Here is a 24,588-nt window from a genome sequence, read left to right as displayed (position 1 = left end):
CGGTTGAACCCCAGGTGCTGAATAGTCAACGTTCCACCCATGAGCTGACCACCGTCGAACATTTGTCGACGAAGTGGCTCTCGATTCCTTGCGGAATCTAGATGCTCCTTAGAAAGGAGGTGATCCAGCCGCACCTTCCGGTACGGCTACCTTGTTACGACTTCGTCCCAATCGCCAGTCCCACCTTCGACAGCTCCCTCCCACAAGGGGTTGGGCCACCGGCTTCGGGTGTTACCGACTTTCGTGACGTGACGGGCGGTGTGTACAAGGCCCGGGAACGTATTCACCGCAGCAATGCTGATCTGCGATTACTAGCAACTCCGACTTCATGGGGTCGAGTTGCAGACCCCAATCCGAACTGAGACCGGCTTTTTGAGATTCGCTCCGCCTCGCGGCATCGCAGCTCATTGTACCGGCCATTGTAGCACGTGTGCAGCCCAAGACATAAGGGGCATGATGACTTGACGTCGTCCCCACCTTCCTCCGAGTTGACCCCGGCAGTCTCCTGTGAGTCCCCATCACCCCGAAGGGCATGCTGGCAACACAGAACAAGGGTTGCGCTCGTTGCGGGACTTAACCCAACATCTCACGACACGAGCTGACGACAGCCATGCACCACCTGTACACCGACCACAAGGGGGGCACCATCTCTGATGCTTTCCGGTGTATGTCAAGCCTTGGTAAGGTTCTTCGCGTTGCGTCGAATTAAGCCACATGCTCCGCTGCTTGTGCGGGCCCCCGTCAATTCCTTTGAGTTTTAGCCTTGCGGCCGTACTCCCCAGGCGGGGAACTTAATGCGTTAGCTGCGGCACCGACGACGTGGAATGTCGCCAACACCTAGTTCCCAACGTTTACGGCGTGGACTACCAGGGTATCTAATCCTGTTCGCTCCCCACGCTTTCGCTCCTCAGCGTCAGTAATGGCCCAGAGATCCGCCTTCGCCACCGGTGTTCCTCCTGATATCTGCGCATTTCACCGCTACACCAGGAATTCCGATCTCCCCTACCACACTCTAGCCTGCCCGTATCGACTGCAGACCCGGGGTTAAGCCCCGGGCTTTCACAACCGACGCAACAAGCCGCCTACGAGCTCTTTACGCCCAATAATTCCGGACAACGCTTGCGCCCTACGTATTACCGCGGCTGCTGGCACGTAGTTAGCCGGCGCTTCTTCTGCAGGTACCGTCACTTTCGCTTCTTCCCTGCTGAAAGAGGTTTACAACCCGAAGGCCGTCATCCCTCACGCGGCGTCGCTGCATCAGGCTTTCGCCCATTGTGCAATATTCCCCACTGCTGCCTCCCGTAGGAGTCTGGGCCGTGTCTCAGTCCCAGTGTGGCCGGTCGCCCTCTCAGGCCGGCTACCCGTCGTCGCCTTGGTAGGCCATTACCCCACCAACTAGCTGATAGGCCGCGGGCTCATCCTTCACCGCCGGAGCTTTTAACCTTCCCCCATGAGAGGGAAAGTATTATCCGGTATTAGACCCCGTTTCCAGGGCTTGTCCCAGAGTGAAGGGCAGATTGCCCACGTGTTACTCACCCGTTCGCCACTAATCCACCCCGAAGGGCTTCATCGTTCGACTTGCATGTGTTAAGCACGCCGCCAGCGTTCGTCCTGAGCCAGGATCAAACTCTCCGTGAATGTTTTCCCGTAATCGGGATCACACACACGAGAGCGGAACGATCAAGTCGGAATAAGACCGACCGTCCACTGTGTCCTCGCTATGTGCATTGCCTGCCAGGTCAGTGACCTCGCAGGACTTTCAAAGGAACCTCGAACCTGCCGAAGCAGGTCGGGGTATCAACATATCTGGCGTTGACTTTTGGCACGCTGTTGAGTTCTCAAGGAACGGACGCTTTCTTTGTACTCACCGCAGAACATTTTCTGCGACTTTCCTCCGGGCGCTTCCCTTCGGTCTTGCGTTTCCGACTCTATCAGACTCTTTCGTGTCCGATTCCCGGTCGAAGCGGGATTCTTACTGGATTGCTTTCGGGGAATTCACTTTCGCGCTTTCCCTTTCGGCGTGTTCACTACTTTAGCCGATTCCCCCGGTGACTCATAATCGAGTCAGTGGGCAGAATTTCGGCATGCCGAAATTCGCACCTTGTGAGGTGAGTCGTAGTAGTGGTTGGCCGCTTCGAGTTGCCCGGCATTCGATCCGATGGACCGAACCTTTGGCTGTACCCGTCTCAAGCGGCTCGGACTACATTAGGGGCCGCTCCAGGGCGAGTCAAGTTGACCGACGGCGTGGAGCGTGTGCCCGGTACGGGCTCACCGTGGGGTCTCCGTCGATCCAGAAACGCCACGGGTGAGTGGCCCCGTCACCGCCCACCCCGGTCCGCGGACCGTTGCGTACCTGGTCGAGGGGTGGCGGGGTGCCGTGCAGCAGGGAGAGTTCCGCACCTCGATGCGCGATCGCGTCGGTGCCGTCGAGCGCCCGGTCGACATCGAGCGCCGTCGCGAGGCGGGCCGGCCCTTTGGCCAGTTCTCGGTCATTGCGGGCCGAGACTCGACGTTTACGGGTGAGGTCGGCGCCCCTGCGGATGTCGCCGGCCCTGAGCAGCACACCGCTCGCCATCCCTTCCGGTCCGCACACCAGGTTGAGACAGTGCCACATGCCGTAGGTGAAGTAGACGTACGCGTGACCGGGCGGTCCGAACATCACGCCGTTGCGGGGGGTCCGGCCGCGGAACGCGTGTGATCCGGGGTCGATCTCCCCCGCGTACGCCTCCACCTCGGTGAGGCGCAGTTCGATGGGACCGTCGGGCGTACTGCGGACCAGGGTCCGGCCCAGCAGATCCGGTGCCACGTCCAGTACGGGGCGGTCGAAGAAGTCCCGCGTCAGCGGCGTACGGTCCTGGCCATCGATCATGACGTTCGAGGTTACCGGGAACCGACTACGGTCATGGCGCGTATGTAGGGGTCAGGACCAAGGAGGAGAGAACATGGGCTTCAAGCGACTGCTCGCGAGCATGGGCGCCGGTGGTGCTTCGGTGGAGACGGAGCTGACCGAGCTCAACGTCGTACCGGGTGGGGTTGTCCAGGGCGAGGTGCGGATCCAGGGCGGATCCGTGGACCAGCAGGTCGAGGGACTCTCCGTCGGTCTGCAGGCCAGGGTCGAGGTCGAGGGCCAGGACCAGGAGACCAAGCAGGACATCGAGTTCACCAAGCTGCGGCTGGGCGGCGCGTTCGAGGTGCGGGCGGGTGCGGTGCACGTCGTGCCGTTCGGGCTCGAGATCCCGTGGGAGACGCCGATCACGATGTTCGCGGGCCAGAACCTGCACGGCATGAACATCGGGGTGACCACGGAGCTGGAGATCGCGCGGGCTCTGGACTCGGGCGACCTGGACCCCATCAACGTGCACCCGCTGCCGGCCCAGCAGGCCATCCTGGACGCCTTCGGGCAGCTGGGCTTCGGCTTCCGCAGCGCGGACATGGAGCGCGGCCACATCCGCGGCACGCGTCAGCGGCTGCCCTTCTACCAGGAGATCGAGTTCTTCCCGCCGTCGCAGTACCGGGGGCTGAACCAGGTCGAGCTGACGTTCGTCGCGGACGACCGCGAGATGGACGTCGTGGTGGAGATGGACAAGAAGCCGGGTCTCTTCAGTGAGGGCAGCGACTCCTACCGCGCCTTCAAGGTGGGGCTGAACGACTACCAGGGGACCGACTGGGCGGCGTATCTGAACCAGTGGCTCGCCCAGGTCGGCGGCCAGCGCAACTGGCTCTAGCGTCTCCTCGTGCGGTTCGGGCGCCGCGAGCCCGACATGATCCACACAGCTGTGCGCGTGCGCCCGCAAGGGATCACGGAAGAGCCCTTAGGGTCGGTGGGAGACCTGCAACCGATCCAGGAGAGGTGCTGACGTGACCGAGCCGAAGAGGGCCCCGTTGCCGCACGACTTCCATCCCGAGGTCCCCTCGTTCACCGTGGTGAGCGAGGACGTCGCCCCGGGGGCCGTGCTTGCGGATGCACAGGTGCTCGCGGCGGGGAACACCTCGCCGCAGCTGCGGTGGGAGGAGTTCCCGGCCGGGACGAAGAGTTTCGCCGTGACGTGCTTCGACCCGGATGCCCCGACGGGCAGCGGGTTCTGGCACTGGGTGGTCTTCGACATCCCGGCGTCGGTCACGGAGCTCCCGGCGGGTGCGGGCAGCGGCAGGTTCGAAGGGCTGCCCGCGGGCGCCGTGCAGGTCCGTAACGACTACGGGTCGAAGGAATTCGGCGGTGCCGCGCCGCCGCCCGGCGAGAACCACCGCTATGTGTTCACCGTGTACGCGGTGGACAGCGAGAAGCTCGGTATCGACAGCGACGTGTCGCCCGCGGTCGTCGGTTTCAACCTGCGGTTCCACACGCTCGGCCGTGCCCAGCTGATCGGTGAGTACGCGGAGCCCGCAGAGAGCGCGCAAAGTCGATAGTTCCACCCCTGTTTGCCCTGCCCTGGTCTTGGAGAGATCAGGGCAGGGCATTTTTTATTGCGTTGTCCATCACGGCCTGCCCGGCCAGAGTTGATCCGGGCCTGCCAGGAGGCAGGCGGCACACGGGAGGTGGGCGGGATGCGGGACACGCTGGTGCTGAATGCGAGCTTCGAGCCGCTGTCGACGGTGACGCTGAACCGTGCGGTGGTGCTGATTCTGCAGGACAAGGCCGTCGTCGAGCAGTCGCACCCCGGCCTCCGTATGCGTGGTGCCGCCGTGGACATTCCGGTGCCCCGCGTGATCAGGCTCTGCCGGTACGTACGCGTGCCGTTCCGAAGACAGGCTCCGTGGTCCAGAAGGGGCGTGCTGATACGGGACCAGCACCGGTGCGCGTACTGCGGGCGGCGGGCGAGCACCGTCGACCACGTGGTGCCGCGGGCTCAGGGGGGTCAGGACACCTGGCTCAACACGGTGGCCTCCTGCGCCGAGGACAACCACCGCAAGGCGGCCCGTACGCCGGAGCAGGCGGGGATGCCGCTGCTGCGGCAGCCGTTCGTGCCCACCCCGGCGGATGCGATGCTGCTGGCGCTGGGTGCCGGTGACCGGTCGGCGCTGCCGGAATGGCTGGCCCAGTCCGCGGCGTAGGTGCCGTACGCCTGGTGACGTACCCGAGGCCCGTCTCCGTGGGGAGGCGGGCTTCCGTGCGTCAGCGGAGCAGCAGCTGGACGATGGCGACCGTGCCGACGGTGACGATGAGCGCGCGCAGAATGCTGGGGCTCAGCCGGCGGCCGACCGTGGCGCCGATCTGGCCGCCCAGTGCGGAGCCGACCGCGATCAGTACGACGGCCGTCCAGTCGAAGTCCGCGACGAAGAGGAAGAAGAGCGCGGCGACGCTGTTGACGACGGCGGCCAGGACGTTCTTCACGGCGTTGAGGCGCTGCATGGTGTCGTCGAGCAGCATGCCCATCAGGGAGAGGTAGATGATCCCCTGGGCGGCGGTGAAGTAGCCGCCGTAGACACTGGCGAGCATCAGTCCGACGAAGAGCAGCGGGCCGCCGTCGGGACGGGCCGGGATGCCGGTGCGTCCGCGCCGGCGCTGGACCGCTTTGCTGATGCGTGGTTGCAGGATGACCAGGACGAGGGCCATGGCGACCAGGATCGGCACGATGGTCTCGAAGGCCGTGGAGGGCAGCGCGAGCAGCAGGGTGGCGCCGGTCAGACCGCCGATGAGGGCGCCGACGGCGAGTTTGAGGACGCGCGGCCGCTGGCCTTCGAGCTCCTTGCGGTAGCCGATCGCGCCGCTGATGGAGCCGGGGATCAGGCCGAGTGCGTTGGAGACGGTCGCGGTGACCGGGGGCAGACCGGTGGCGAGCAGCACCGGGAAGGTGATCAGCGTGCCCGAGCCCACGATCGTGTTGATCGTGCCGGCGCTGATGCCCGCGACGAAGACCGCGAGCATCTCCCAGATGGTCATTCCGAATCCCCCGCGCATGATCGGTGTTTGGTGCACCGATCATGCCCGAGGGGGTGTGCGGGTCAGTCGACCGGGGGTTCCTCGCGGCGTTCCTTGCCGGTGTTGAAGCCGGGCATGCCGGTGCCGAGGTTCCCGAAGGCGCCGCTGAGGCCCTTGAGGGCGTCGCCGATCTCGCTGGGCACGATCCAGAGCTTGTTGGCGTCGCCCTCGGCGATCTTCGGGAGCATCTGGAGGTACTGGTACGAGAGGAGCTTCTGGTCCGGGTCGCCGGCGTGGATCGCCTCGAAGACTGTACGGACGGCCTGGGCCTCGCCCTCCGCGCGCAGGGCGGCCGCCTTGGCCTCGCCCTCGGCTCGCAGGATCGCGGACTGCTTCTCGCCCTCCGCGGTGAGGATCGCGGACTGCCGTGTTCCTTCGGCCTGGAGGATCGCGGCGCGCTTGTCACGGTCGGCGCGCATCTGCTTCTCCATCGAGTCCTGGATGGAGGTGGGCGGCTCGATCGCCTTGAGCTCGACGCGGTTGACGCGGATGCCCCACTTGCCGGTGGCCTCGTCGAGGACTCCGCGCAGGGCCGCGTTGATCTCCTCGCGGGAGGTGAGGGTCCGTTCCAGGTCCATGCCGCCGATGATGTTGCGGAGGGTGGTGACGGTGAGCTGCTCGATGGCCTGGATGTAGCTGGCGACTTCGTACGTGGCCGCGCGGGCGTCGGTCACCTGGTAGTAGATGACGGTGTCGATGTTGACCACCAGGTTGTCCTGCGTGATCACCGGCTGCGGCGGGAAGGGGACGACCTGTTCACGCAGGTCGATCCGGTTGCGGATCGAGTCGATGAACGGAACGACGATGTTCAGGCCTGCGTTGAGGGTGCGGGTGTACCGGCCGAAACGCTCCACGATGGCGGCGCTGGCCTGTGGGATCACCTGGATCGTCTTGATCAGAGCGATGAAGACGAGCACCACCAGAATGATCAGGACGATGATGATCGGTTGCATCGTGTTCCTCGTGTCCTTCGGTTGCCGACGGATCGCGATGATCGAGGTCGAGATCGTATGAGGGTCCGTGGTCCGGGCCGGTTGTCGTACCGTCCGGTTCTCATGATGATCGACATCGAGTCTGACAGAACGGGTGCCGTCGCGTGGGCAGTTCGGTCACATGACGACGGCCGTCGCTCCGTCGATGTCGACGACATCGACCTGTTGGCCTGGTTCGTAGCTCAGTTCCGCGTCGAGGGCGCGCGCCGACCAGATCTCTCCGGCCAGTTTGATGCGGCCGCCGTCACCGGTGACCCGTTCCAGAACGACGGCTTGACGGCCCTTCAGCGCGTCGATGCCGGTGGCCAGATGCGGCCGGCCGGCGCGATGCCGGTTGGCGATCGGGCGGACGACGGCGATCAACGCCACCGAGATGACGACGAAGACCAGTACCTGGGCCACGATTCCGCCGCCGAGTGCCGCGACGACCGCCGCGCCGACCGCTCCGACGGCGAACATGCCGAACTCGGGCATGGCGGTCAGGACGAGCGGGATGCCCAGCCCCACCGCGCCGATCAGCCACCACACCCACGCATCGATTTCCACGTGGTCATCGTATGACCGCGAACGCCTTCGCCGACAGGGCGCGGGCGGACGGGGGTTGAGGCGGGCGGCGGCCGAACGGCCCTGGGGCCTTTCGTTCGGATCAGGCCTTCCGAACGAGAGCCCTAGGAGAGCGGCAGTCCGCGGGCGGTGTAGCGGTCGCCGGTGTGCTCGACGACGAGCGGCAGCCCGAAGCAGAGGGAGAGGTTGCGGGAGCTGAGCTCGGTCTCCATGGGGCCCGCGGCGAGCACCTTGCCCTGGCGGATCATCAGGACGTGGGTGAAGCCGGGCGCGATCTCCTCGACATGGTGCGTGACCATGATCATGGAGGGGGCGTACGGGTCGCGGGCCAGCCGGCCGAGACGGCGGACCAGGTCCTCGCGGCCGCCGAGGTCGAGACCGGCCGCGGGCTCGTCCAGGAGCAGCAGTTCGGGGTCGGTCATCATCGCGCGGGCGATCAGGGTGCGCTTGCGCTCGCCCTCGGAGAGGGTGCCGAACTTCCGGTCGAGGTAGTCGGTCATGCCGAGCCGGTCGAGGAAGGCGCGGGCGCGGTCCTCGTCGACCTTGTCGTAGTTCTCGTTCCAGGTGGCGGTCATGCCGTAGGCGGCGGTGAGCACCGTCTGCAGGACCGTCTGGCGCTTGGGAAGCTTCTCCGCCATGGCGACGCCCGCGATACCGATGCGGGGGCGCAGGTCGAAGACGTCGGTGCCGACGCCGCCGAGCAGTTCGCCCAGGACCGTGGCGCTGCCCTTGGTCGGGAAGAGGTAGCTGGACGCGACGTTGAGGAGCGTGGTCTTGCCGGCGCCGTTCGGGCCGAGGATGACCCAGCGCTCCCCCTCCTTGACCGACCAGGAGACGTCGTCCACCAGAGCGCGTCCGTCGCGGACCACGGATACGTCCACCAGCTCCAGTACATCGCTCATGAGCGCGTTGTCTCCCCATGCAGTTTCGAGATCGTCGCGTGCCTGTGGGCACAGCTCCCAGGGAAAACCTACGCCACTGCACGAGTGCTTCAGGCGCTGGGCCCGTCGTCGCCCGTTGTCGTACGGTCCCCGCCCGGCCGGAGACCGGTTCCTGGGAGGGTGAGGACAGGTGCCGGGTCCGTTCCCTAGGCTGTTGCCATGCTTTCGGAACCACGCTCAGGGCTGCTGGCCGCTTGGGGCAACGCACTGCTGGCCGGACTCGTCTCGCCGGACGACGCGGCGCTCGCCATTGTCGGGGAGGACGCGGTGCACCGCGTCGAGGGGCTGCCGGGTGAGGCGGGGCCGGTCGGTCTCACCCTCGCGCTGGGGCGGCTGCGGGGGTTCGGGGTGACCGGTTTCCGGGTCGCTCTGCCGGTCCCCGGTCATCCGCTGGGGCTCAGCGGACCCGCGGAGTTCAATGCCAGGGCGCTGGAGGCCGAGGAGGCGGTGGTCACCTACGGTGCGCCGTACGGGCTGGTGCCCGAGGTGCGCGAGGCGGGGCCCGCCGGGGATCGGCACGTCGAGGTGGCGTGGCACTGCCTGGATGTGCGGGAGGCCCCGCCGGCGGATGTGCCGTCGCTGGGCGAGGCGGAGCGGGAGCTCGCCGAGGCGCTGCGGGATGCGACGGCGGTGCTGTCGCGGCTCGACGTGGCCGGGTCCGGGCCGGTGGCCGAGGCGGCGGTGGACGCGTACCGGGCGCGGGCGGAGCGGGGGCGCGAGGTGCTCGCTCCGGGATATCCGCCGCGGGCGGTGCGGGTGCTGGAGCTGGCGCAGCGGGTGGGGCTGCTGGTCTCGGTGGCGTACGAGAACGGGCCCGGCGGGGCGGTGAGCGCGTCGGAGATGGCGGCGCGGGGGGATGCGCTGCGGCCGGTGGAGCGGGTGGCTCGGCGGGCGCAGGTTGCCGCGTACAACGCGTATGTGGAGGAGCGGGCGCGGTAGGGGTGCCCCGGGCGGCCGGGGGCCGCTCTGCCCTCGATCGCCGGGCGGGCTGAAACGCCGCCCCCAATCGCCGGCGGGCTTGAGGTGAGTGGGGGGATGCGGATGCGGCGATGCCGCCGGGCGGGCCCTGGTGCGGGTCGGCCGGCGGCATTGCGGAGGGTGCGAGGCGTCAGCCGTTCAGGCCGAGGTTGCCGAAGGCCGGGTTGAGCAGGCCGATCACGTTGACGGTGTTGCCGACCACGTTCACCGGGATGTGCACCGGGACCTGGACGAGGTTGCCGCTGGCCACGCCCGGGGAGTGGGCCGCGACACCGCGGGCGTCCGCGCTGCTGTGCCCGGTGGCGGAGGCCGCGCCGGCACCGGCGGCGATGAGGCCACCGGCGATCATGGTGACGGCAGCGGCCTTCTTCAGGTTCTTCACTTCAGGATCCTCCTAGCGTCGCTGCGGCCAGCCGCCGCAGCACGCCATGAAGAACGCCCCGGCGCCACAGAGGATGCGCCGTTCGAGTGACATACACCCGACAGTATGAATCTCAGCCCGGTGGAAAGGGTCCGCTGCGGCTCCCGGTCAGCCCGCCGCCCCGTGCCGGACGGCCCAGAGCGCGGCCTGGGTGCGGTCCGACAGATCGAGCTTCATCAGGATGTTCGACACGTGCGTCTTGACGGTCTTCTCGGAGAGGACCAGCGCCCGCGCGATCTCCCGGTTGGAGCGGCCGTCTGCGATCAGGCCCAGCACTTCCCGCTCCCGTTCGGTGAGGGTGCTCCCCCGGCCCGTACCGCTGCCCGGGTCGTCCTGGGCGAGCAGTGCTCCGGCCACCTCCGGCTGGAGCAGGACGTGTCCCGCGTACACCGAGCGGATGGCGCCGGCCAGTGCGTCCGGGTCGACGTCCTTGTACACGTAGCCGGAGGCGCCGGCCCGCAGCGCGGGGACCACCGTGCGCTGTTCGGTGAAGCTGGTGACGATCAGCACCTTGGCCGGGTTCGCCAGCTCACGGAGCTTGCGGAGCGCCTCGATGCCGTCGGTGCCCGGCATCTTGATGTCCATCAGCACCACGTCGGGGCGCAGCTCCTCGGTCCTGGCCACCCCTTCGGCGCCGTCTGAGGCCTCCCCCACGACCTCTATGTCGTCCTGGATCTCCAGGAACGTACGCAGACCGCGGCGGACCACCTGGTGGTCGTCGACCAGCAGCACCCTGATGATCCTGTCAGCCACCGGGTACCTCCATCTCGATCGTGGTGCCCTTGCCGGGCGCCGATTCAACGGTGAGTTCTCCGCCGACACCGCTCGCGCGGTCCCGCATCGAGACCAGGCCCAGGTGCCGGCCGGCCCGGCGGGTGGCCGACGGTTCGAAACCGCGGCCGTCGTCGGTGATCCGCAGCACCGTGCCGGCGTCGCTGCGGGCCAGGGTGACGTCCACGTGCGCGGCTCCCGAGTGGCGCAGGGCGTTGTGCAGGGCCTCCTGGGAGACCCGGAGCAGTGCCTCCTCCTGAGCGGCGGGCAGCGCCCTCACGCCCAGGCTCTCGAAGGTGACGCGGGCCTCGTGGGCGCGGTCCAGTACCTGGATCTGGGTACGGAGGGTGGCGATCAGGCCGTCCTCGTCGAGCGCGGCGGGCCGCAGTTCGACGACGGCGGCACGCAGTTCGTCGACCGCCTCCGCGGCCAGGGCTGCGACCTGCTGGAGCTCGCCCTTGGCGCGGGCCGGGTCGCGGTCCACGAGGGCGGCCGCCGCCTGGGCGGTGAGGCGCAGCGAGAAGAGCTTCTGGCTGACCGCGTCGTGCAGCTCGTGGGCGAGGCGGGAGCGTTCCTCGGCGATGGTGAGCTCGCGGCTGCGCTCGTACAGCCGGGCGTTGGTGAGGGCGATCGCGGCGTGCTGGGCGAGGATCGAGAGCAGTTCCTCGTCCTCGGCGGTGAAGCCGCAGCCGCCCTGTGGCTTCGGGCAGCGCTTGTTGGCGAGGAAGAGGGCGCCGATGATCTCGTCGCCGTCCCTGATGGGCAGGCCCAGGAAGTCGGACATGTCGGGGTGGGCGGCCGGCCAGCCCTCGAAACGCGGGTCCTCGCGGACGTCGGCGAGGCGCTCGGGCTTCGCCTCGTGGAGCATCGCGGCGAGGATGCCGTGCTGCCGGGGAAGCGGGCCGATGGCCTTCCACTGCTCGTCGCTGACCCCGTCGACGACGAACTGGGCGAAGCCGCCGTGGTCGTCGGGAACCCCGAGCGCCGCGTACTCGGCGTCCAGGAGTTCGCGGGCCGAGGCGACGATCGTCTTCAGGACGTCCCGCATTTCGAGGTGCCGGCTCATGGCGAGGAGCGCGGTACTCACCGCTGCGAGGCCCGACGGTGGGCGATGACTCATGGGCTCACCGTACCGGCGGCCCGCCGGACCCGTATCGGCCTGTGGACGGCCCTGATCAGGGCGCAGGGACTAGGGCCTCCGGACGAACGGCCCTAGGTCGAAGTGCCTTGCCGTGGTGCGCCCCGGGAACGAGGCGCGTCGTGGGCGGAGGTTCCTAGGTTGGGGGTGTCCGGGGCGGGCCCGTGGCCGGTCCACGAGGCTGCTCGGCGGTTCGAAGGGGACGGTTGACATGTCTGTCGCATTGATTACGGGTGCTTCCAAGGGGCTGGGCCGGGCGCTGGGGGACGCACTCGCCGGGCGGGGCTGGGATCTGGTGCTGGACGCCAGGACGGCCGGGGCGCTGGAGGAGACGGCGAAGGAGCTGCGGGGCCGGTACGGGACGCGGGTGGTGGCCCTCGCCGGTGATGTCACCGATGCCGGACACCGGGCGGAGCTGGCCGTGGCGGCCGGGGCACTGGGCGGGCTCGATCTGCTGGTGAGCAACGCGAGCGCGCTGGGCGCCGAGCCCCTCGTACGGCTGGACGCGCTGGCACCGGCCGGCCTGCGGCAGGCGCTGGAGACCAATGTGGTGGCGGCGCTCGGTCTGCTGCAGGAGACCTTGCCGCTGCTGCGGTCCGCGGCGGCGGGTGCGGTCGTGGTGGTGAGTTCGGACGCGGCGGCGGAGGCGTACCCGACCTGGGGCGGTTACGGGGCGTCGAAGGCCGCGCTCGACCAGCTGGCCGCGGTGCTGGCGGCGGAGGAGCCGCAGCTGCGGGTGTGGTCCGTCGATCCGGGTGACATGCGGACCGCGCTCTACGCGGCGGCGGTGCCGGACGACGACAGTCCCCGGCCGGACCCGGCGGATGTGGCGCCCGCGTTCCTGCGGCTGCTGGACCTGCGGCCGCCGAGCGGCCGCTATGCGGCGCCCGCACTGCTGCGGACGGCCGGGGCGGACATCACGGCCGGGGCGGAGCGGTGACCGCCCTCGACGCGCTCCGGGTGCCCGCTGAGCTGTCGGCACGGGTGCCCGCCGAGCAGCGGGGTACCGGGAGGGACGACGTACGGCTGCTGGTGTCGCGGGGGCGGGAGGTGTCCCACCACGCGTTCCGGGAGCTGGCGGGTCAGCTGCGGGCCGGCGACGTGCTGGTGGTCAACACCTCCCCGACGCTCGCCGCCGCGGTGAACGGGCGGGTGGGCGGTGACCGCGTGGTGGTGCACTTCTCGACCCGGGGTGAGGACGGGCGCTGGGCGGTGGAGCTGCGGCGGCCGGACGGGGCCGGGGCGACGGCGCCGCGCCGTGGTGGGCCGGCAGGGGCGGCCGTCCGGCTGCCGGGCGGCTCCCGGCTGGTGCTGGAGGAGCCGCTGGCCGGTGCGGGGGCCCGGCTGTGGTGGGCGCGGGCCTCGGTCGACGTGCCCGGACTGCTGCGCCGCCACGGGCGGCCGATCCGGTACGGCTACACGGAGCGGGACCAGCCGCTCTCCGCCTACCAGACGGTGTTCGCGCTGCCCACCGCCGACGGGAGCGGTTCGGCGGAGATGCCGAGCGCGGCCCGGCCCTTCACCGCGGCGCTGGTGGCGGCGCTGGTGAGCCGAGGGGTGCAGTTCGCCCCGCTGACGCTGCACACGGGGTGGCCTCGGTGGAGGCGCACGAGCCGCCCTACCCGGAGCGCTTCGAGGTGCCGGGGGCGACGGCCTGGCTGGCGAACGCGGCACGGGCGGGCGGCGGGCGGGTGATCGCGGTGGGGACGACGGCGGTGCGCGCCCTGGAGTCCTGCGCCGGGCCGGACGGGGTGGTGCGGGCCGCCGCGGGCTGGACGGATCTGGTGGTGACGCCGCAGCGGGGCGTACGGGCGGTGGACGGGCTGCTGACCGGGCTGCACGAGCCGGCCGCCTCGCACCTGCTGATGCTGGAGGCGATCGCGGGTGCACAGGCGCTGAGCTGCGGATATGCCGAGGCGCTGCGCCGGCGGTACCTCTGGCACGAGTTCGGGGATGTCCATCTGCTGCTCCCGGCAGGCCCGCCGGAGTCACCCGTCGGGTCGCCACGCTGAACGGAACGCCACATTCCGTATTGCTCGTGCAACGTTCGGTGAGTTTGTTACCCGGCCGATGTGAGGCCGCGCATAGGACCCACGTCACTTACGAAGCCCGCTAGTGGACCCATAAGGGCGATTTGGGTGGGCATGGGCTCCGATATCCCCCTGGGAGGGAGGCCCGGTTCCACTACCCGGCTTCGTACGTCACACCTTTGCCACAGCATTTTGCCGCCGCTAAGAATTGCACTCGTCCCCGACGGAGATGCGCAGTCGCTTCCCGTCTTCGTCCTCCGTGAGGACTTCCGCGATTCGAAGAGGTACGTCTGTATGTCCGCGTCCAGCATTCCCGGCCGTCTCCGCCGCCTGAACAAGACCCAGAAGCTCTCCGTCGCCGGCGTCTCCGCCGTCGCCGCCGCGGCACTCTCCTTGTCCCTGGTCCCCGGTAACGCACAGGCCGAGACCGAGCCGCAGGCAATCTCCGCCGCCCCGGTGGTCTTCGCTTCCGCCGCCGGCGCGCCGCAGGCCAAGACCATTCAGAACAGCATCATCGAGCAGCACTCCACCGCCGAGCAGCTGGTGAAGGCCTCCGACGCCGCCAAGGCCAAGAAGGCCGAGGCCGTGAAGGAGAAGGCCGAGGCCAAGGCCAAGAAGGCGAAGAAGGCGAAGGCCAAGAAGGCCGCCGCCAAGCGCAGCAAGCAGGCCGCGAGCCGCTCCGAGGCCCGTAAGCCCGTCTACGCGAACAACCTGGACGGCTGGATCGACGAGGCCCTGTCCATCATGAAGGACAAGGGCATCCCCGGTACGTACGAGGGTCTGCACCGCAACATCATGCGTGAGTCCAGCGGCAACCCGAACGCCATGAACGGCTGGGACGTCAACGCCATCAACGGTGTCCCGTCGATCGGTCTGCTCCAGATCATCAAGCCGACCTTCGACGCGTACCACGTGAGCGGTACCCCCCACAGCCAGTACGACCCGGTCGCCAACCTGACGGCAGCGGCCAACTACGCCGCCGACAAGTACGGCTCGATCGACAACGTCGACAGCGCGTACTGAGCCCGGTCCCGTAGACCGTGGCACAGCAGTAGTACACGCGCCGAAGGGCGGCACCCCGTGCGGGGTGCCGCCCTTCGGCGTCGTACGGTGCGCAGCCGCCCGCGGCTACTTGCGCATGACCTCGGGCTCGTGGCGGCGCAGCAGTCGCGCGACCGCGAAACCGCAGATGATGCCGAGGAACAGCAGCACCGCGATGTTCATCCCCCACTGGCCGGCCGTGTGCTCCCACAGCGGGTCCAGGTCCGTGGGGTTCTTCTGGTCCCACGGCGGCATGAGGTGCGCGAGGTCGAGCGTCGAGCCCGCGCCCGCGATGGCCCAGCGGGACGGCATCAGCCAGGCGAACTGCTCCAGGCCCGGCGACCCGTAGACCTGGAAGAGAATGCCGGTGAAGACGACCTGGACGATCGCGAACATGACCAGCAGCGGCATGGTCTTCTCGGAGGTCTTCACCAGCGAGGAGATCACCAGGCCGAACATCATCGAGGTGAAGCCGAGCGCGATGATCGTCACGCAGAGCTCGACGGCCGGCGGCATGATCAGGCCCTCCGCCGGCAGGTCCCGGGTGGCGAAGCCGATGCCGCAGATGATGACGCCCTGGATGGCCGTGATCAGGCCGAGCACGATCACCTTGGACATCAGGTAGGCGGAGCGGGACAGGCCGGTGGCCCGTTCCCGTTCGTAGATCACGCGTTCCTTGATCAGCTCCCGCACGGAGTTGGCCGCGCCGGAGAAGGTCATTCCGACCACGAGGATCAGCATGATCGTTCCGGCGTCGCCGTTGAACCGGGACGGCGGCTTGGGCGGGCCCAGGCCGAAGTCGGCCGGAATGACCACGCTGACGATGCCGAGCACCGCGGGCAGGATCACCATCAGGCCCATGAAGCCCTTGTCGGACGCGATCACCGACACGTAGCGGCGCATCAGCGTCCACAGCTGCGTCGCCCAGCCCTGCGGCTTCGGCGGACGCATCTGCTGGTGCGGCGGCATGTGTACGGGCTGTGCGGCGACGGCGTCGATGTCGGCGGCGTACATCTGGTAGTGCTGCGAGCCGCGCCAGCGGCCCGCCCAGTCGTAGTCGCGGTAGTTCTCGAACGCGGAGAAGACGTCGGCCCAGGTGGTGTAGCCGAAGAAGTTGAGCGCCTCCTCCGGCGGGCCGAAGTAGGCGACGGCCCCGCCGGGCGCCATCACCAGGAGCTTGTCGCAGATGGCGAGCTCGGCGACGGAGTGCGTGACGACGAGGACCGTACGGCCGTCGTCGGCCAGGCCGCGCAGCAGCTGCATGACATCGCGGTCCATGCCCGGGTCGAGGCCGGAGGTCGGCTCGTCCAGGAAGATCAGCGACGGCTTGGTGAGCAGCTCCAGGGCGACCGAGACCCGCTTGCGCTGGCCGCCGGAGAGCGAGGTGACCTTCTTGTCCTTGTGGATGTCGAGCTTGAGCTCGGCAAGGACTTCCAGGATCCGGGACTGGCGCTCGGCCTCGGTGGTGTCCGCGGGGAAGCGGAGCTTGGCCGCGTACTTGAGGGCCTTGGTGACCGTGAGTTCCTTGTGCAGGATGTCGTCCTGCGGAACGAGACCGATGCGCTGCCTCAGCTCGGCGAACTGCTTGTAGAGGTTCCGGTTGTCGTAGAGGACGTCGCCCTGGTTGGCGGGCCGGTAGCCGGTGAGCGCCTTGAGCAGGGTGGACTTTCCGGAGCCGGACGGGCCGATGACACCGATCAGCGACTTCTCCGGGACGCCGAACGAGACGTCCTTGAGGATCTGCTTGCCGCCGTCGACCGTCACCGTGAGGTGGCGCGCCGCGAAGGAGACCTCGCCGGTGTCGACGAACTCCTCGAGCCGGTCGCCGACCAGGCGGAAGGTGGAGTGGCCGACACCGACGATGTCGTTCGGGCCGATGAGCGCGGAGCCGGACTTGGAGAGCGGCTGGCCGTTGACGTACGTGCCGTTGTGGGATCCCAGGTCACGGATCTCGAAGCGGCCGTCGGGCGTCGCGTGGAACTCGGCGTGGTTGCGCGAGACCTGCAGGTCGGAGACGACCAGCTCGTTCTCCAGCGCACGGCCGATGCGCATCACCCGGCCGAGAGCCACCTGGTGGAACGTGGTCGGGCTGCGGTCGCCGTAGACCGGTGGCGCCCCCGCGGCGCCGCCGGCCGGGCCGCCGAAGGGCGGGTTCGCCATGCCCTGCTGCGGGACATGGGGTTGCGGCTGGGCCTGGGGAGGCTGCTGCCAGGCCTGTGGCTGCTGGGCGGGGTTGTGCTGCTGGCCCTGCCAGCCGGGTCCGCCCTGCTGGGGCGGGGCCTGCTGGGGTTGCTGCGGCGGTGCCTGCTGCGGCTGTTGGGCGGGAGCCTGGGCCCCCGCGGCCTGCCCGCTGTACACGCCGGCCGCGGCCCCGCTGAGACTCAGCCGGGGCCCGTCGGTGGCGTTGCCCAGGTTCACGGTGGAGCCGGGCCCGATCTCCATCTGCTGGATCCGCTGGCCCTGCACGTACGTGCCGTTGGTGCTGCCGTGGTCCTCGATGGACCAACTGCGGCCGTTCCAGCTGATCGTGGCATGCCGCCACGACACCCGGGCGTCGTCGATCGTCATGTCGCCCTGCGGATCGCGTCCGAGGGTGTACGACCTGGACGGATCGAGCGCCCAGGTCCTTCCATTCAATTCCAGTACGAGTTCCGGCACTCCGCGCCCCACTAGTTGTCCCCCGATTACCCCCGTCGCAGGGAGTCTAGGGATGCTGAACATCGTGGGGAACTATTCCAGGAGCAGTCCCCGATACGAAAGCCGGGCGGCCGAGGGTGACCGCACCGAGACCTGTACCGACACGGACCCGCCCAAGCGGAATCCCCTGTACCCCGACAATTGGCGACGAGTGGCGGCAGACATCACGCAAAGGGGGTATCGGGTACATGCTGCGAGCTGTCCGGTCCTCGGGACGGGCTGCCGCGGGCGCGTCGCGGACCGATACGGTGGGGGCACCATGAGCGCATCTCAGCCCCTCAGTCCTCCCCGTCTCCTGACTCCCCCGAGTCACGTCAGGGCATAGACGCACCGACCCTCCTCGTGAAGATCTTCGGGAAGGACCGTCCCGGGATCACCGCCGGGCTGTTCGACACCCTCGCCGCCTACTCGGTCGACGTCGTCGACATCGAGCAGGTCGTCACCCGTGGCCGCATCGTCCTGTGCGCACTGGTCACCGCCCCGACCGCGGGCGGCACCACCGCGGGCGACCTGCGGGCCACCGTGCACAGCTGGGCCGAGTCGCTGAAGCTGCAGGCGGAGATCATCTCCGGTACGGGCGACAACCGGCCCCGTGGCGACGGCCGTTCCCATGTGACGGTGCTCGGGCACCCGCTGACCGCGGAGTCGACCGCCGCCATAGCGGCTATGATCACCGCGACCGGCGGGAACATCGACCGGATCTTCCGGCTGGCGAAGTATCCGGTCACCGCGGTCGAGTTCGCGGTGTCCGGCACCGGGACCGAGCAGCTGCGGACCGCGCTGGCCGTCGAGGCCGCCGGGATCGGCGTGGACGTGGCAGTGGTCTCGGCCGGGCTGAGCCGCCGCGCGCAACGGCTCGTCGTGATGGACGTCGACTCCACGCTCATCCAGGACGAGGTCATCGAGCTCTTCGCGGCCCACGCGGGCTGCGAGGCCGAGGTCGCCGCGGTGACCGAACAGGCGATGCGCGGCGAGCTCGACTTCGAGCAGTCGCTGCACGCACGGGTGGCCCTGCTGGCGGGTCTGGACGTGTCGGTGGTGGAGAAGGTGCGCGCCGAGGTACGGCTCACCCCGGGGGCCCGCACCCTGATCCGTACGCTGAAGCGGCTGGGCTACCAAGTGGGCGTCGTGTCCGGCGGGTTCACCCAGGTGACGGATGACCTCAAGGAGCGGCTCGGGCTCGACTTCGCCTCTGCCAACACTCTGGAGGTCGTCGACGGAAAGCTCACCGGAAGGGTGACCGGGGACATCGTCGACCGGGCGGGCAAGGCCCGGCTGCTGCGCAGTTTCGCCGCGCAGGCGGGGGTGCCGCTGGCGCAGACCGTGGCGATCGGTGACGGCGCGAACGATCTGGACATGCTGAACACCGCGGGGCTCGGCGTCGCCTTCAACGCCAAGCCGGTCGTCCGCCAGGCCGCGCACACGGCGGTGAACGTGCCGTTCCTGGACACCGTGCTCTATCTGCTCGGCATCACCCGCGAGGAGGTCGAGGCCGCCGACGGTCTCGTCGAGTAGGGCCTCGCCGCTGCCGACCGGGGCTCCGGCCCGGCAGCACGAAGGGCCCCGGTGCGCAAGCCGAAGCGTGCGCACCGGGGCCCTTCAGGTGGACCGGGTGGGGTCAGTCGTTCGGAGTCCAGTACTCGGTGAGTCTGCCGATGCCGTGCTCCACGCCTTTCCAGGTGCCGGGGAGCTCGATCACGGCGAACGCGGCGGTCGGGAAGCCGCCGCGCGTCATCCGGCTCAGGGCGTCGCCCTCCGCCGAACCCGAGAGCGCGTCGGCGAGCGCGTGCATACCCGGGTTGTGGCCGATCACCAGCAGGTCGCGGACCTCGTCCGGGGTCTCGTTGACCAGCGCGATCAGCTCACCGAGCGAGGCCTCGTACAGCCGCTCCTCGTACACGGTCCTGGGGCGCTCCGGCATCTCGTGCACGGCCAGCTTCCACGTCTCGCGCGTCCTGGCGGCGGTCGAGCAGAGGGCCAGATCGAAGGCGATCCCGGAATCCACGAGTTTGCGGCCTGCCACGGGGGCGTCCTTGCGGCCGCGCTCCGCGAGCGGCCGCTCATGGTCCGCGTCCTGCGACCATTCCGCCTTTGCATGCCTGAGAAGGGCGATCCTGCGAGGTGTATCGACGCTCATACACCTCAGCTTCGCACGAAATGTGCCACCTGGCGCAGGGTGTTGGAGGGCTCCCCCGCCCGGGGCGCCGGCCGTCAGCGGGTCAGCAGGTCCGTGATTCGCTCAAGCAACTGGCCGACCGCCGGATCGCCCGTGGCAGCGTGCGCCTGGCCCGGTGCGGTGATCAGCAGCAGAAGCGCGCCGAAGGCCACGGCGGGCAGCGCGACGGCCCACCACGGCAGCCGGATCTCGACGGTGCCCGCATCGGGGCGGGTGGACCGGGTGTGCGTTGGGGCCGGCATGTCCGCCTCCGTGGGTCATCGGTTCCGATACCTGAAACCTACGGATCGGGGGCCGCCCACCCCATCCGGTGACCCACCCACTTCCCCCTGACCCTGGCCCCCTAGGGGATGGTGGGGCTAGCCCCACCATCGTCGCGGGGCCCGGGGTCAGGGGGAGGCGAGAGTGGCGATGACGGCGATGACGACCGAGATCAGCAGCATTGCCCCGAGGACGAGGAGCAGCTTCTTCTGACCGTTCTGAGGATTCGGGTCGAGCACAGGAGACATGGGCTCAGTCTCGCATCTCAGCATTCGTCCTCGATCGTCCGGTCCCGGCCGGCCAGGACACCCACCACCATCTGCGGCACCATCAGGGCCGCCATCAGCGCGATCGGCAGCCCCCAGCCGCCGCTGTGCTGGTAGAGCACGCCGACCAGGAGCGGGCCCGGGATCGAGATCAGATAGCCGGTGGACTGGGCGAACGCGGACAGCCTGACGACTCCGGCACCGCTGCGGGAGCGCATGCCGATCATCGTGAGGGCGAGCGGGAAGGCGCAGTTCGAGATGCCCAGGAGCAGCGCCCAGGCCCAGGCCCCGCCGGACGGTGCGAGGTAGAGGCCCGCGTAGCCGATGAGGCCGCAGGCGCCGAGGAGGACGACGATGGGGCCCTGGTTCTTCATCCGGGCGGCGACCCGCGGGATGACGAAGGCGAGCGGGACGCCCATCGCCATGGTGACGGCGAGCAGAACGCCCGCGGTGCCCGCCGAGACCCCGGCGTCGCGGAAGATCTGCGGCATCCATCCATCGTGATGTACGCGGCGGTGGCCTGCAGGCCGAAGAAGCAGGCGAGGCTCCAGGCGGTACGGCTGCGGGTGATCCTCAGGGCCGGGTCCTGCGACCGGTGGGCCGAGGGCTGCCCGGGGGCGCCGCTCCGGTTCCGTACGAGGGGGATCCAGGGCAGGATCGCGGCGGCGGCCAGCACGGCCCACATGCCGAGGCCCGCCTTCCAACTGCCGCCCATCGCCTCGGTCATGGGTACGGTCACGGCGGCGGCCAGCGAGGTGCCGAGGGCCAGGGCCATGGAGTAGAGGCCGGTCATGGAGCCGACCCGGTCCGGGAACCAGCGCTTGACGATCACCGGCATCAGGACGTTGCTGACGGCGATGCCCATGAGGGCGAGCGCGCTCGCGGCCAGGAAGCCGGCCGTGCCGCCGATGAGGGGCCGGATCACCAGGCCGGCCGTGATGGCGACCATGCCGGCGCAGACGACCGCTCCGGGGCCGAAGCGACGGGCCAGGCGCGGCGCCATGACACCGAAGACCGCGAAGCAGAGCGGCGGGACGGAGGTGAGCACCCCGGCGACGCTGCCGCTCATGTGCAGCCCGTCGCGCACCTCTTCCAGGAGGGCGCCGAGGCTGGTGATGGCGGGGCGGAGGTTGAGCGCGGTGAGGACGAGCCCGACGACGACCAGACGGAGCAGCCACGGGGCGGGGCCGGCCGGTGAGGCGGGGGCGTCGGCTTGGGGGGCCGCCGGGGTGGCGGGACTCAGGGTCCGGGTCGCGGTCTGGGGAGTGGTTTCGTCGTCACGCATGGGGCCATCATAGAATCATGGGATGATTAGTTGTCCAATCCTCTGAGAGCATTCGGATACCCCGAGAACGGCGGGATGGTCCCCGCCCCGGACACCCGAACAAGGAGCACCATGGCGCTGACGTCCCCGCGGCGTTCGGCACTCGCCGACCAGGTGATTGCCCAGCTGAGGAACCAGATCACCTCGGGCGAGTGGCCCGTGGGTTCGCGCATCCCGACCGAGCCCGAGCTGGTCGAACAGCTCGGGGTGGCCCGTAACACCGTCCGCGAGGCGGTGCGCGCGCTCGCGCACAACGGCCTGCTCGACATCCGGCAGGGCTCGGGCACCTATGTGGCCGCCACCAGCGAGCTGGCCGGGGTGATGCACCGCCGGTTCGCGTCCGCCGACCCGCGCCACATCGCCGAGCTGCGCTCGACGCTGGAGTCGTCGGCGGCCCGGCTGGCAGCCGCCCGGCGCACCGAGCGGGACCTGAAGCAGCTGGACGCCCTCATGCGGCGCCGGGAGGAGACCTGGGCCGCGGGGGACGCCGAGGCCTTCGTGGCGGCGGACGCGACGCTGCACCTGGCCGTGGTCGCCGCCTCGCACAACGACGTGCTGACCGGGCTCTACGCCGACCTGGGTGATCTGCTGCGGGACTACCTGCGGGTCGATGTGGGGCACGAGCTGCGGCCGGAGAACCACATGGACCACGGGCGGCTGGTCGAGGCGATCCGGGCCGGTGACGCGGAGACCGCGGCGACCGAGGCCGCGAGCCACGCGCTCAGCTGCCTGGTCGACCGGGTCTAAGGGCTGCCCCTCTGCCTCTCGTTCGGATCATGCCGGGGCCCGCGTGCCCCGGCGCCGCAGCCCGATCCGGGCTGATCCAAACGAAGGCCCCTAAGCCTTGGGCGTACCCGCGCGGGGTTCACCGGCGTGGGTCACCCAGGCGGAGCCGACCTCTTTCCAGCAGCGGTCCTCCAGCCGTACGGTCCGCCCAGGCCCGACGTCGACCGGTTTCGAGTCCGCGTCGATGTCCCACCAGCGGGCGCACTCGGTGTGCAGCTGCACGCGGTCGGAGGACGGGTACGGGTTGTGGCAGTAGGCGACGACCCGGGAGTCCCGGACGGAGGTACGGCACTCGGCGCCGGAGGGCTCGGGGTCGGGCGCCGCGGCCGCGGCCGCGCCGGTGATCCCGACGTGCCCGGCCACGAGGAGACCGGCCGGTACGAGCAGTCCGGCGACGACCGCGCAGGCCGCCAGCAGGGACCGGGTCCGGGTTCGGTGACGTGTGCCGCGCACGGCGATCTCCTCCCCTCAGCCTGACCAGAAGTCCGGTTCCTCCACATTCTGCGGTGGATCGACCAGCTTTTCGACCTGAGCGCCGGGAGGCCGGGCGGGAGAAGGCAAACGGCCGCGCACCGCCTCCGGGGAGGCGGTGCGCGGCCGGGGGTGTGAGGGGTCAGGCACCCATCATGTGCACGCCACCGTCGACGTGGACGATCTCGCCCGTCGTCTTCGGGAAGAAGTCCGACAGGAGCGCGACGACGCCGCGGCCCGCCGGCTCCGGGTCGGACATGTCCCACGCCAGCGGGGAGCGGGTGTTCCACACGTCGGCGAGCTCACCGAAGCCCGGGATGGACTTGGCGGCCATCGAGCCGATCGGCCCGGCGGAGACCAGGTTGCAGCGCAGCCCGTCCTTGCCCAGGTCACGGGCGAGGTAGCGGGAGGTGGCCTCCAGGGCGGCCTTCGCCGGACCCATCCAGTCGTACTGCGGCCAGGCGAACTGCGCGTCGAAGGTGAGGCCGACGATCGAACCGCCCTCGCTCATCAGCGGCTTGCACGCCATGGCGAGCGACTTCAGCGAGAACGCCGAGACGTGCATGGCCGTGGCGACCGACTCGAACGGGGTGTTGAGGAAGTTGCCGCCGAGCGCGTCCTGCGGCGCGAAGCCGATGGAGTGGACGACACCGTCGAGCGAGCCCAGCTCGTCACGCACCAGACCGGCGAGCCGGTCCAGGTGCTCGGCGTTGGTCACGTCCAGTTCGAGGACCTTGGCCGGCTTGAGCAGCTTCTTGGCGATGCGCTCCGTCAGCGTGGGCCGCGGGAAGGCGGTCAGGATGACCTCCGCGCCCTGCTCCTGGGCCACCTTGGCGGTGTGGAACGCGATGGACGACTCCATCAGCACCCCGGTGATGAGGATGCGCTTGCCGTCGAGAATTCCGCTCATGGTGATCAGTGACCCATGCCCAATCCGCCGTCAACGGGGATGACGGCTCCAGTGATGTACGACGCGTCGTCGGAGGCGAGGAAGCGCACCGCGGCGGCGATCTCCCGGGCTGCGCGTAGCGGCCGAGCGGCACCTGGGACACGATGCCCTTGCGCTGCTCCTCGGTGAGTGCCTGCGTCATGTCGGTGTCGACGAAGCCGGGCGCGACGACGTTGAACGTGATGTTCCGCGAGCCGAGCTCACGGGCCAGCGAACGGGCGAAGCCGACCAGACCGGCCTTGGACGCGGCGTAGTTGGCCTGTCCCGCCGAGCCGAGGAGACCGACGACGGAGGAGATGAGGACCACGCGGCCCTTCTTGGCGCGCAGCATGCCGCGGTTGGCACGCTTGACGACCCGGAAGGTGCCGGTGAGGTTGGTGTCGAGGACGGACGTGAAGTCCTCCTCGGACATACGCATCAGCAACTGGTCCTTGGTGATACCGGCGTTGGCGACCAGCACCTCCACGTTGCCGTGCTTCTCCTCGATCTCCTTGTAGGCCTGCTCCACCTGTTCGGCGTCGGTGATGTCGCAACGGACCGCGAGAACACCGGCCTCGGTGAGCGCCGCGGGTGGCTCACCGGAACGGTAGGTGATCGCGACCTTGTCGCCGTTGTCGGCGAAAGCGCGCGCGATGGCGAGGCCGATGCCCCGGTTTCCTCCGGTGACGAGAACCGAGCGGCTCAACGGATCACCCTTTCCTTGGCGGTCTGGTACACCGAAAACCTATCGGTACCGCCCGCCCGACGAGGAATCGGCCCCTGACAGGGCCTACCCCCGGGCACTGTCGGGTTCCTACAGTCGCACCCCCGGTCGCACCGGACCCGGCCCGGCCACCGGCCCGGCCGGACGGCCGCCCGTCCG

22 protein-coding genes, 1 rRNA gene and 3 pseudogenes are annotated in these 24,588 nt (G+C 69.3%); 9 read left to right on the top strand and 17 right to left on the bottom strand.

Annotated elements, in window-relative coordinates:
* Positions 1-112: 112 nt before the first annotated feature.
* Together LNW71_RS26580 and LNW71_RS26575 are read right to left on the bottom strand one after the other, a co-directional pair.
* A 16S ribosomal RNA gene (locus tag LNW71_RS26580) occupies positions 113-1,638 on the bottom strand.
* Positions 1,639-2,227: 589 nt separating this feature from the next.
* Positions 2,228-2,869: a DNA-3-methyladenine glycosylase gene (locus tag LNW71_RS26575; RefSeq protein WP_250970522.1), complete on the bottom strand. Its 642-nt coding sequence runs from the start codon at positions 2,867-2,869 to the stop codon at positions 2,228-2,230.
* A 73-nt stretch (positions 2,870-2,942) separates the two neighbouring features.
* Between LNW71_RS26575 and LNW71_RS26570 the strand changes: the two genes are divergently transcribed.
* The 3 genes from LNW71_RS26570 to LNW71_RS26560 all read left to right on the top strand — a co-directional run bounded on the left by LNW71_RS26570 (position 2,943) and on the right by LNW71_RS26560 (position 5,052).
* Positions 2,943-3,725, top strand: a complete 783-nt coding sequence (locus LNW71_RS26570; RefSeq protein WP_250970521.1) for a sporulation protein — start codon at positions 2,943-2,945, stop codon at positions 3,723-3,725.
* A 133-nt stretch (positions 3,726-3,858) separates the two neighbouring features.
* Positions 3,859-4,407 (top strand): YbhB/YbcL family Raf kinase inhibitor-like protein, encoded by a 549-nt coding sequence (locus LNW71_RS26565; protein WP_250970520.1) that lies wholly within the window; start codon positions 3,859-3,861, stop codon positions 4,405-4,407.
* A 138-nt stretch (positions 4,408-4,545) separates the two neighbouring features.
* Positions 4,546-5,052, top strand: a complete 507-nt coding sequence (locus LNW71_RS26560; RefSeq protein ID WP_250970519.1) for an HNH endonuclease — start codon at positions 4,546-4,548, stop codon at positions 5,050-5,052.
* Positions 5,053-5,113: 61 nt separating this feature from the next.
* On the opposite strand, the gene LNW71_RS26555 is transcribed toward LNW71_RS26560, so the two are convergent.
* The 4 genes from LNW71_RS26555 to LNW71_RS26540 form a co-directional block, all read right to left on the bottom strand.
* The gene (locus LNW71_RS26555; RefSeq protein ID WP_250970518.1) at positions 5,114-5,881 is read right to left on the bottom strand and encodes a sulfite exporter TauE/SafE family protein; all 768 of its coding nucleotides are present in this window, start codon (positions 5,879-5,881) and stop codon (positions 5,114-5,116) included.
* Between the two features lie 62 nt (positions 5,882-5,943).
* Entirely contained in the window at positions 5,944-6,873 is a 930-nt protein-coding gene (locus tag LNW71_RS26550) for an SPFH domain-containing protein (RefSeq protein ID WP_250970517.1), read from the bottom strand.
* Between the two features lie 156 nt (positions 6,874-7,029).
* On the bottom strand, positions 7,030-7,458 hold the full coding sequence (locus LNW71_RS26545) for an NfeD family protein (RefSeq protein ID WP_250970516.1): 429 nt from the start codon (positions 7,456-7,458) through the stop codon (positions 7,030-7,032).
* Positions 7,459-7,580: 122 nt separating this feature from the next.
* Complete coding sequence (locus LNW71_RS26540; RefSeq protein WP_250970515.1) at positions 7,581-8,378, bottom strand: ABC transporter ATP-binding protein; 798 nt, start codon at positions 8,376-8,378, stop codon at positions 7,581-7,583.
* 198 nt (positions 8,379-8,576) lie between these two features.
* Here LNW71_RS26540 and LNW71_RS26535 point away from each other — a divergent pair, with 198 nt between their 5' ends.
* Positions 8,577-9,356: a hypothetical protein gene (locus tag LNW71_RS26535; protein WP_250970514.1), complete on the top strand. Its 780-nt coding sequence runs from the start codon at positions 8,577-8,579 to the stop codon at positions 9,354-9,356.
* Between the two features lie 169 nt (positions 9,357-9,525).
* Here the strand turns inward: LNW71_RS26535 and LNW71_RS26530 are convergent, their stop codons facing one another.
* The 3 genes from LNW71_RS26530 to LNW71_RS26520 all read right to left on the bottom strand — a co-directional run bounded on the left by LNW71_RS26530 (position 9,526) and on the right by LNW71_RS26520 (position 11,707).
* On the bottom strand, positions 9,526-9,777 hold the full coding sequence (locus tag LNW71_RS26530; RefSeq protein WP_250970513.1) for a chaplin: 252 nt from the start codon (positions 9,775-9,777) through the stop codon (positions 9,526-9,528).
* 147 nt (positions 9,778-9,924) lie between these two features.
* A complete protein-coding gene (locus LNW71_RS26525) occupies positions 9,925-10,569 on the bottom strand; it encodes a response regulator transcription factor (RefSeq protein WP_250970512.1) in 645 nt (214 codons plus the stop codon).
* Positions 10,562-11,707, bottom strand: coding sequence for a GAF domain-containing sensor histidine kinase (locus LNW71_RS26520; RefSeq protein ID WP_250970511.1), 1,146 nt, complete (start codon positions 11,705-11,707; stop codon positions 10,562-10,564). The genes LNW71_RS26525 and LNW71_RS26520 overlap by 8 nt, the downstream gene beginning before the upstream one ends.
* A 229-nt stretch (positions 11,708-11,936) precedes the next feature.
* Here LNW71_RS26520 and LNW71_RS26515 point away from each other — a divergent pair, with 229 nt between their 5' ends.
* The 3 genes and pseudogenes from LNW71_RS26515 (at position 11,937) to LNW71_RS26505 (ending at position 14,778) form a co-directional block, all read left to right on the top strand.
* Positions 11,937-12,665: an SDR family oxidoreductase gene (locus LNW71_RS26515; protein WP_250970510.1), complete on the top strand. Its 729-nt coding sequence runs from the start codon at positions 11,937-11,939 to the stop codon at positions 12,663-12,665.
* A pseudogene (locus LNW71_RS26510) lies at positions 12,662-13,737 on the top strand (S-adenosylmethionine:tRNA ribosyltransferase-isomerase). The gene LNW71_RS26515 and the pseudogene LNW71_RS26510 overlap by 4 nt, the downstream one beginning before the upstream one ends.
* A 312-nt stretch (positions 13,738-14,049) precedes the next feature.
* Complete coding sequence (locus tag LNW71_RS26505) at positions 14,050-14,778, top strand: transglycosylase SLT domain-containing protein (RefSeq protein ID WP_250970509.1); 729 nt, start codon at positions 14,050-14,052, stop codon at positions 14,776-14,778.
* A gap of 105 nt (positions 14,779-14,883) precedes the next feature.
* On the opposite strand, the gene LNW71_RS26500 is transcribed toward LNW71_RS26505, so the two are convergent.
* A complete protein-coding gene (locus LNW71_RS26500) occupies positions 14,884-17,364 on the bottom strand; it encodes an FHA domain-containing protein (protein WP_374119538.1) in 2,481 nt (826 codons plus the stop codon).
* Between the two features lie 471 nt (positions 17,365-17,835).
* On the opposite strand from LNW71_RS26500, the gene serB reads away from it, so the two are divergent.
* Positions 17,836-19,008, top strand: coding sequence for a phosphoserine phosphatase SerB (gene serB, locus LNW71_RS26495; RefSeq protein WP_374119453.1), 1,173 nt, complete (start codon positions 17,836-17,838; stop codon positions 19,006-19,008).
* Between the two features lie 103 nt (positions 19,009-19,111).
* Here the strand turns inward: serB and LNW71_RS26490 are convergent, their stop codons facing one another.
* From LNW71_RS26490 to LNW71_RS26475, 4 genes and pseudogenes are all read right to left on the bottom strand, one after another.
* Positions 19,112-19,630 (bottom strand): histidine phosphatase family protein, encoded by a 519-nt coding sequence (locus tag LNW71_RS26490; protein ID WP_250970507.1) that lies wholly within the window; start codon positions 19,628-19,630, stop codon positions 19,112-19,114.
* Positions 19,631-19,704: 74 nt separating this feature from the next.
* On the bottom strand, positions 19,705-19,911 hold the full coding sequence (locus LNW71_RS26485; RefSeq protein ID WP_250970506.1) for a hypothetical protein: 207 nt from the start codon (positions 19,909-19,911) through the stop codon (positions 19,705-19,707).
* Between the two features lie 147 nt (positions 19,912-20,058).
* Positions 20,059-20,202 (bottom strand): SGM_5486 family transporter-associated protein, encoded by a 144-nt coding sequence (locus tag LNW71_RS26480; RefSeq protein ID WP_250970505.1) that lies wholly within the window; start codon positions 20,200-20,202, stop codon positions 20,059-20,061.
* Positions 20,196-21,481, bottom strand: a pseudogene (locus LNW71_RS26475) (CynX/NimT family MFS transporter). The gene LNW71_RS26480 and the pseudogene LNW71_RS26475 overlap by 7 nt, the downstream one beginning before the upstream one ends.
* A gap of 111 nt (positions 21,482-21,592) precedes the next feature.
* On the opposite strand from LNW71_RS26475, the gene LNW71_RS26470 reads away from it, so the two are divergent.
* Positions 21,593-22,267, top strand: coding sequence for a FadR/GntR family transcriptional regulator (locus LNW71_RS26470; protein ID WP_250970504.1), 675 nt, complete (start codon positions 21,593-21,595; stop codon positions 22,265-22,267).
* Between the two features lie 90 nt (positions 22,268-22,357).
* Here the strand turns inward: LNW71_RS26470 and LNW71_RS26465 are convergent, their stop codons facing one another.
* The 3 genes and pseudogenes from LNW71_RS26465 to fabG form a co-directional block, all read right to left on the bottom strand.
* The gene (locus LNW71_RS26465) at positions 22,358-22,759 is read right to left on the bottom strand and encodes a hypothetical protein (RefSeq protein WP_250970503.1); all 402 of its coding nucleotides are present in this window, start codon (positions 22,757-22,759) and stop codon (positions 22,358-22,360) included.
* A 160-nt stretch (positions 22,760-22,919) separates the two neighbouring features.
* On the bottom strand, positions 22,920-23,687 hold the full coding sequence (fabI, locus tag LNW71_RS26460; RefSeq protein WP_250970502.1) for an enoyl-ACP reductase FabI: 768 nt from the start codon (positions 23,685-23,687) through the stop codon (positions 22,920-22,922).
* A 5-nt stretch (positions 23,688-23,692) separates the two neighbouring features.
* Positions 23,693-24,411: pseudogene (gene fabG, locus LNW71_RS26455) on the bottom strand (3-oxoacyl-[acyl-carrier-protein] reductase).
* Between the last annotated feature and the right edge of the window lie 177 nt (positions 24,412-24,588).

The sequence above is a fragment of the Streptomyces sp. RKAG290 genome (genome assembly GCF_023701695.1).
GTDB lineage: Bacteria > Actinomycetota > Actinomycetes > Streptomycetales > Streptomycetaceae > Streptomyces.
Note: the sequence above shows the minus strand (reverse complement) of the source record. Positions and strands in the feature narration are given on the sequence as shown.

Bases quoted from the DNA above. Each gene is read 5' to 3' on its own strand.
- LNW71_RS26505 (WP_250970509.1), top strand. From the start codon at position 14,050: ATGTCCGCGTCCAGCATTCCCGGCCGTCTCCGCCGCCTGAACAAGACC.
- LNW71_RS26570 (WP_250970521.1), top strand. From the start codon at position 2,943: ATGGGCTTCAAGCGACTGCTCGCGAGCATGGGCGCCGGTGGTGCTTCG.
- LNW71_RS26470 (WP_250970504.1), top strand. From the start codon at position 21,593: ATGGCGCTGACGTCCCCGCGGCGTTCGGCACTCGCCGACCAGGTGATT.
- LNW71_RS26550 (WP_250970517.1), bottom strand. From the start codon at position 6,873: ATGCAACCGATCATCATCGTCCTGATCATTCTGGTGGTGCTCGTCTTC.
- LNW71_RS26500 (WP_374119538.1), bottom strand. From the start codon at position 17,364: ATGACGATCGACGACGCCCGGGTGTCGTGGCGGCATGCCACGATCAGC.
- LNW71_RS26575 (WP_250970522.1), bottom strand. From the start codon at position 2,869: ATGATCGATGGCCAGGACCGTACGCCGCTGACGCGGGACTTCTTCGAC.
- LNW71_RS26480 (WP_250970505.1), bottom strand. From the start codon at position 20,202: ATGCTGAGATGCGAGACTGAGCCCATGTCTCCTGTGCTCGACCCGAAT.
- LNW71_RS26535 (WP_250970514.1), top strand. From the start codon at position 8,577: ATGCTTTCGGAACCACGCTCAGGGCTGCTGGCCGCTTGGGGCAACGCA.
- LNW71_RS26485 (WP_250970506.1), bottom strand. From the start codon at position 19,911: ATGCCGGCCCCAACGCACACCCGGTCCACCCGCCCCGATGCGGGCACC.
- LNW71_RS26555 (WP_250970518.1), bottom strand. From the start codon at position 5,881: ATGACCATCTGGGAGATGCTCGCGGTCTTCGTCGCGGGCATCAGCGCC.
- LNW71_RS26490 (WP_250970507.1), bottom strand. From the start codon at position 19,630: ATGAGCGTCGATACACCTCGCAGGATCGCCCTTCTCAGGCATGCAAAG.
- LNW71_RS26560 (WP_250970519.1), top strand. From the start codon at position 4,546: ATGCGGGACACGCTGGTGCTGAATGCGAGCTTCGAGCCGCTGTCGACG.
- LNW71_RS26520 (WP_250970511.1), bottom strand. From the start codon at position 11,707: ATGAGTCATCGCCCACCGTCGGGCCTCGCAGCGGTGAGTACCGCGCTC.
- LNW71_RS26540 (WP_250970515.1), bottom strand. From the start codon at position 8,378: ATGAGCGATGTACTGGAGCTGGTGGACGTATCCGTGGTCCGCGACGGA.
- fabI (WP_250970502.1), bottom strand. From the start codon at position 23,687: ATGAGCGGAATTCTCGACGGCAAGCGCATCCTCATCACCGGGGTGCTG.
- LNW71_RS26515 (WP_250970510.1), top strand. From the start codon at position 11,937: ATGTCTGTCGCATTGATTACGGGTGCTTCCAAGGGGCTGGGCCGGGCG.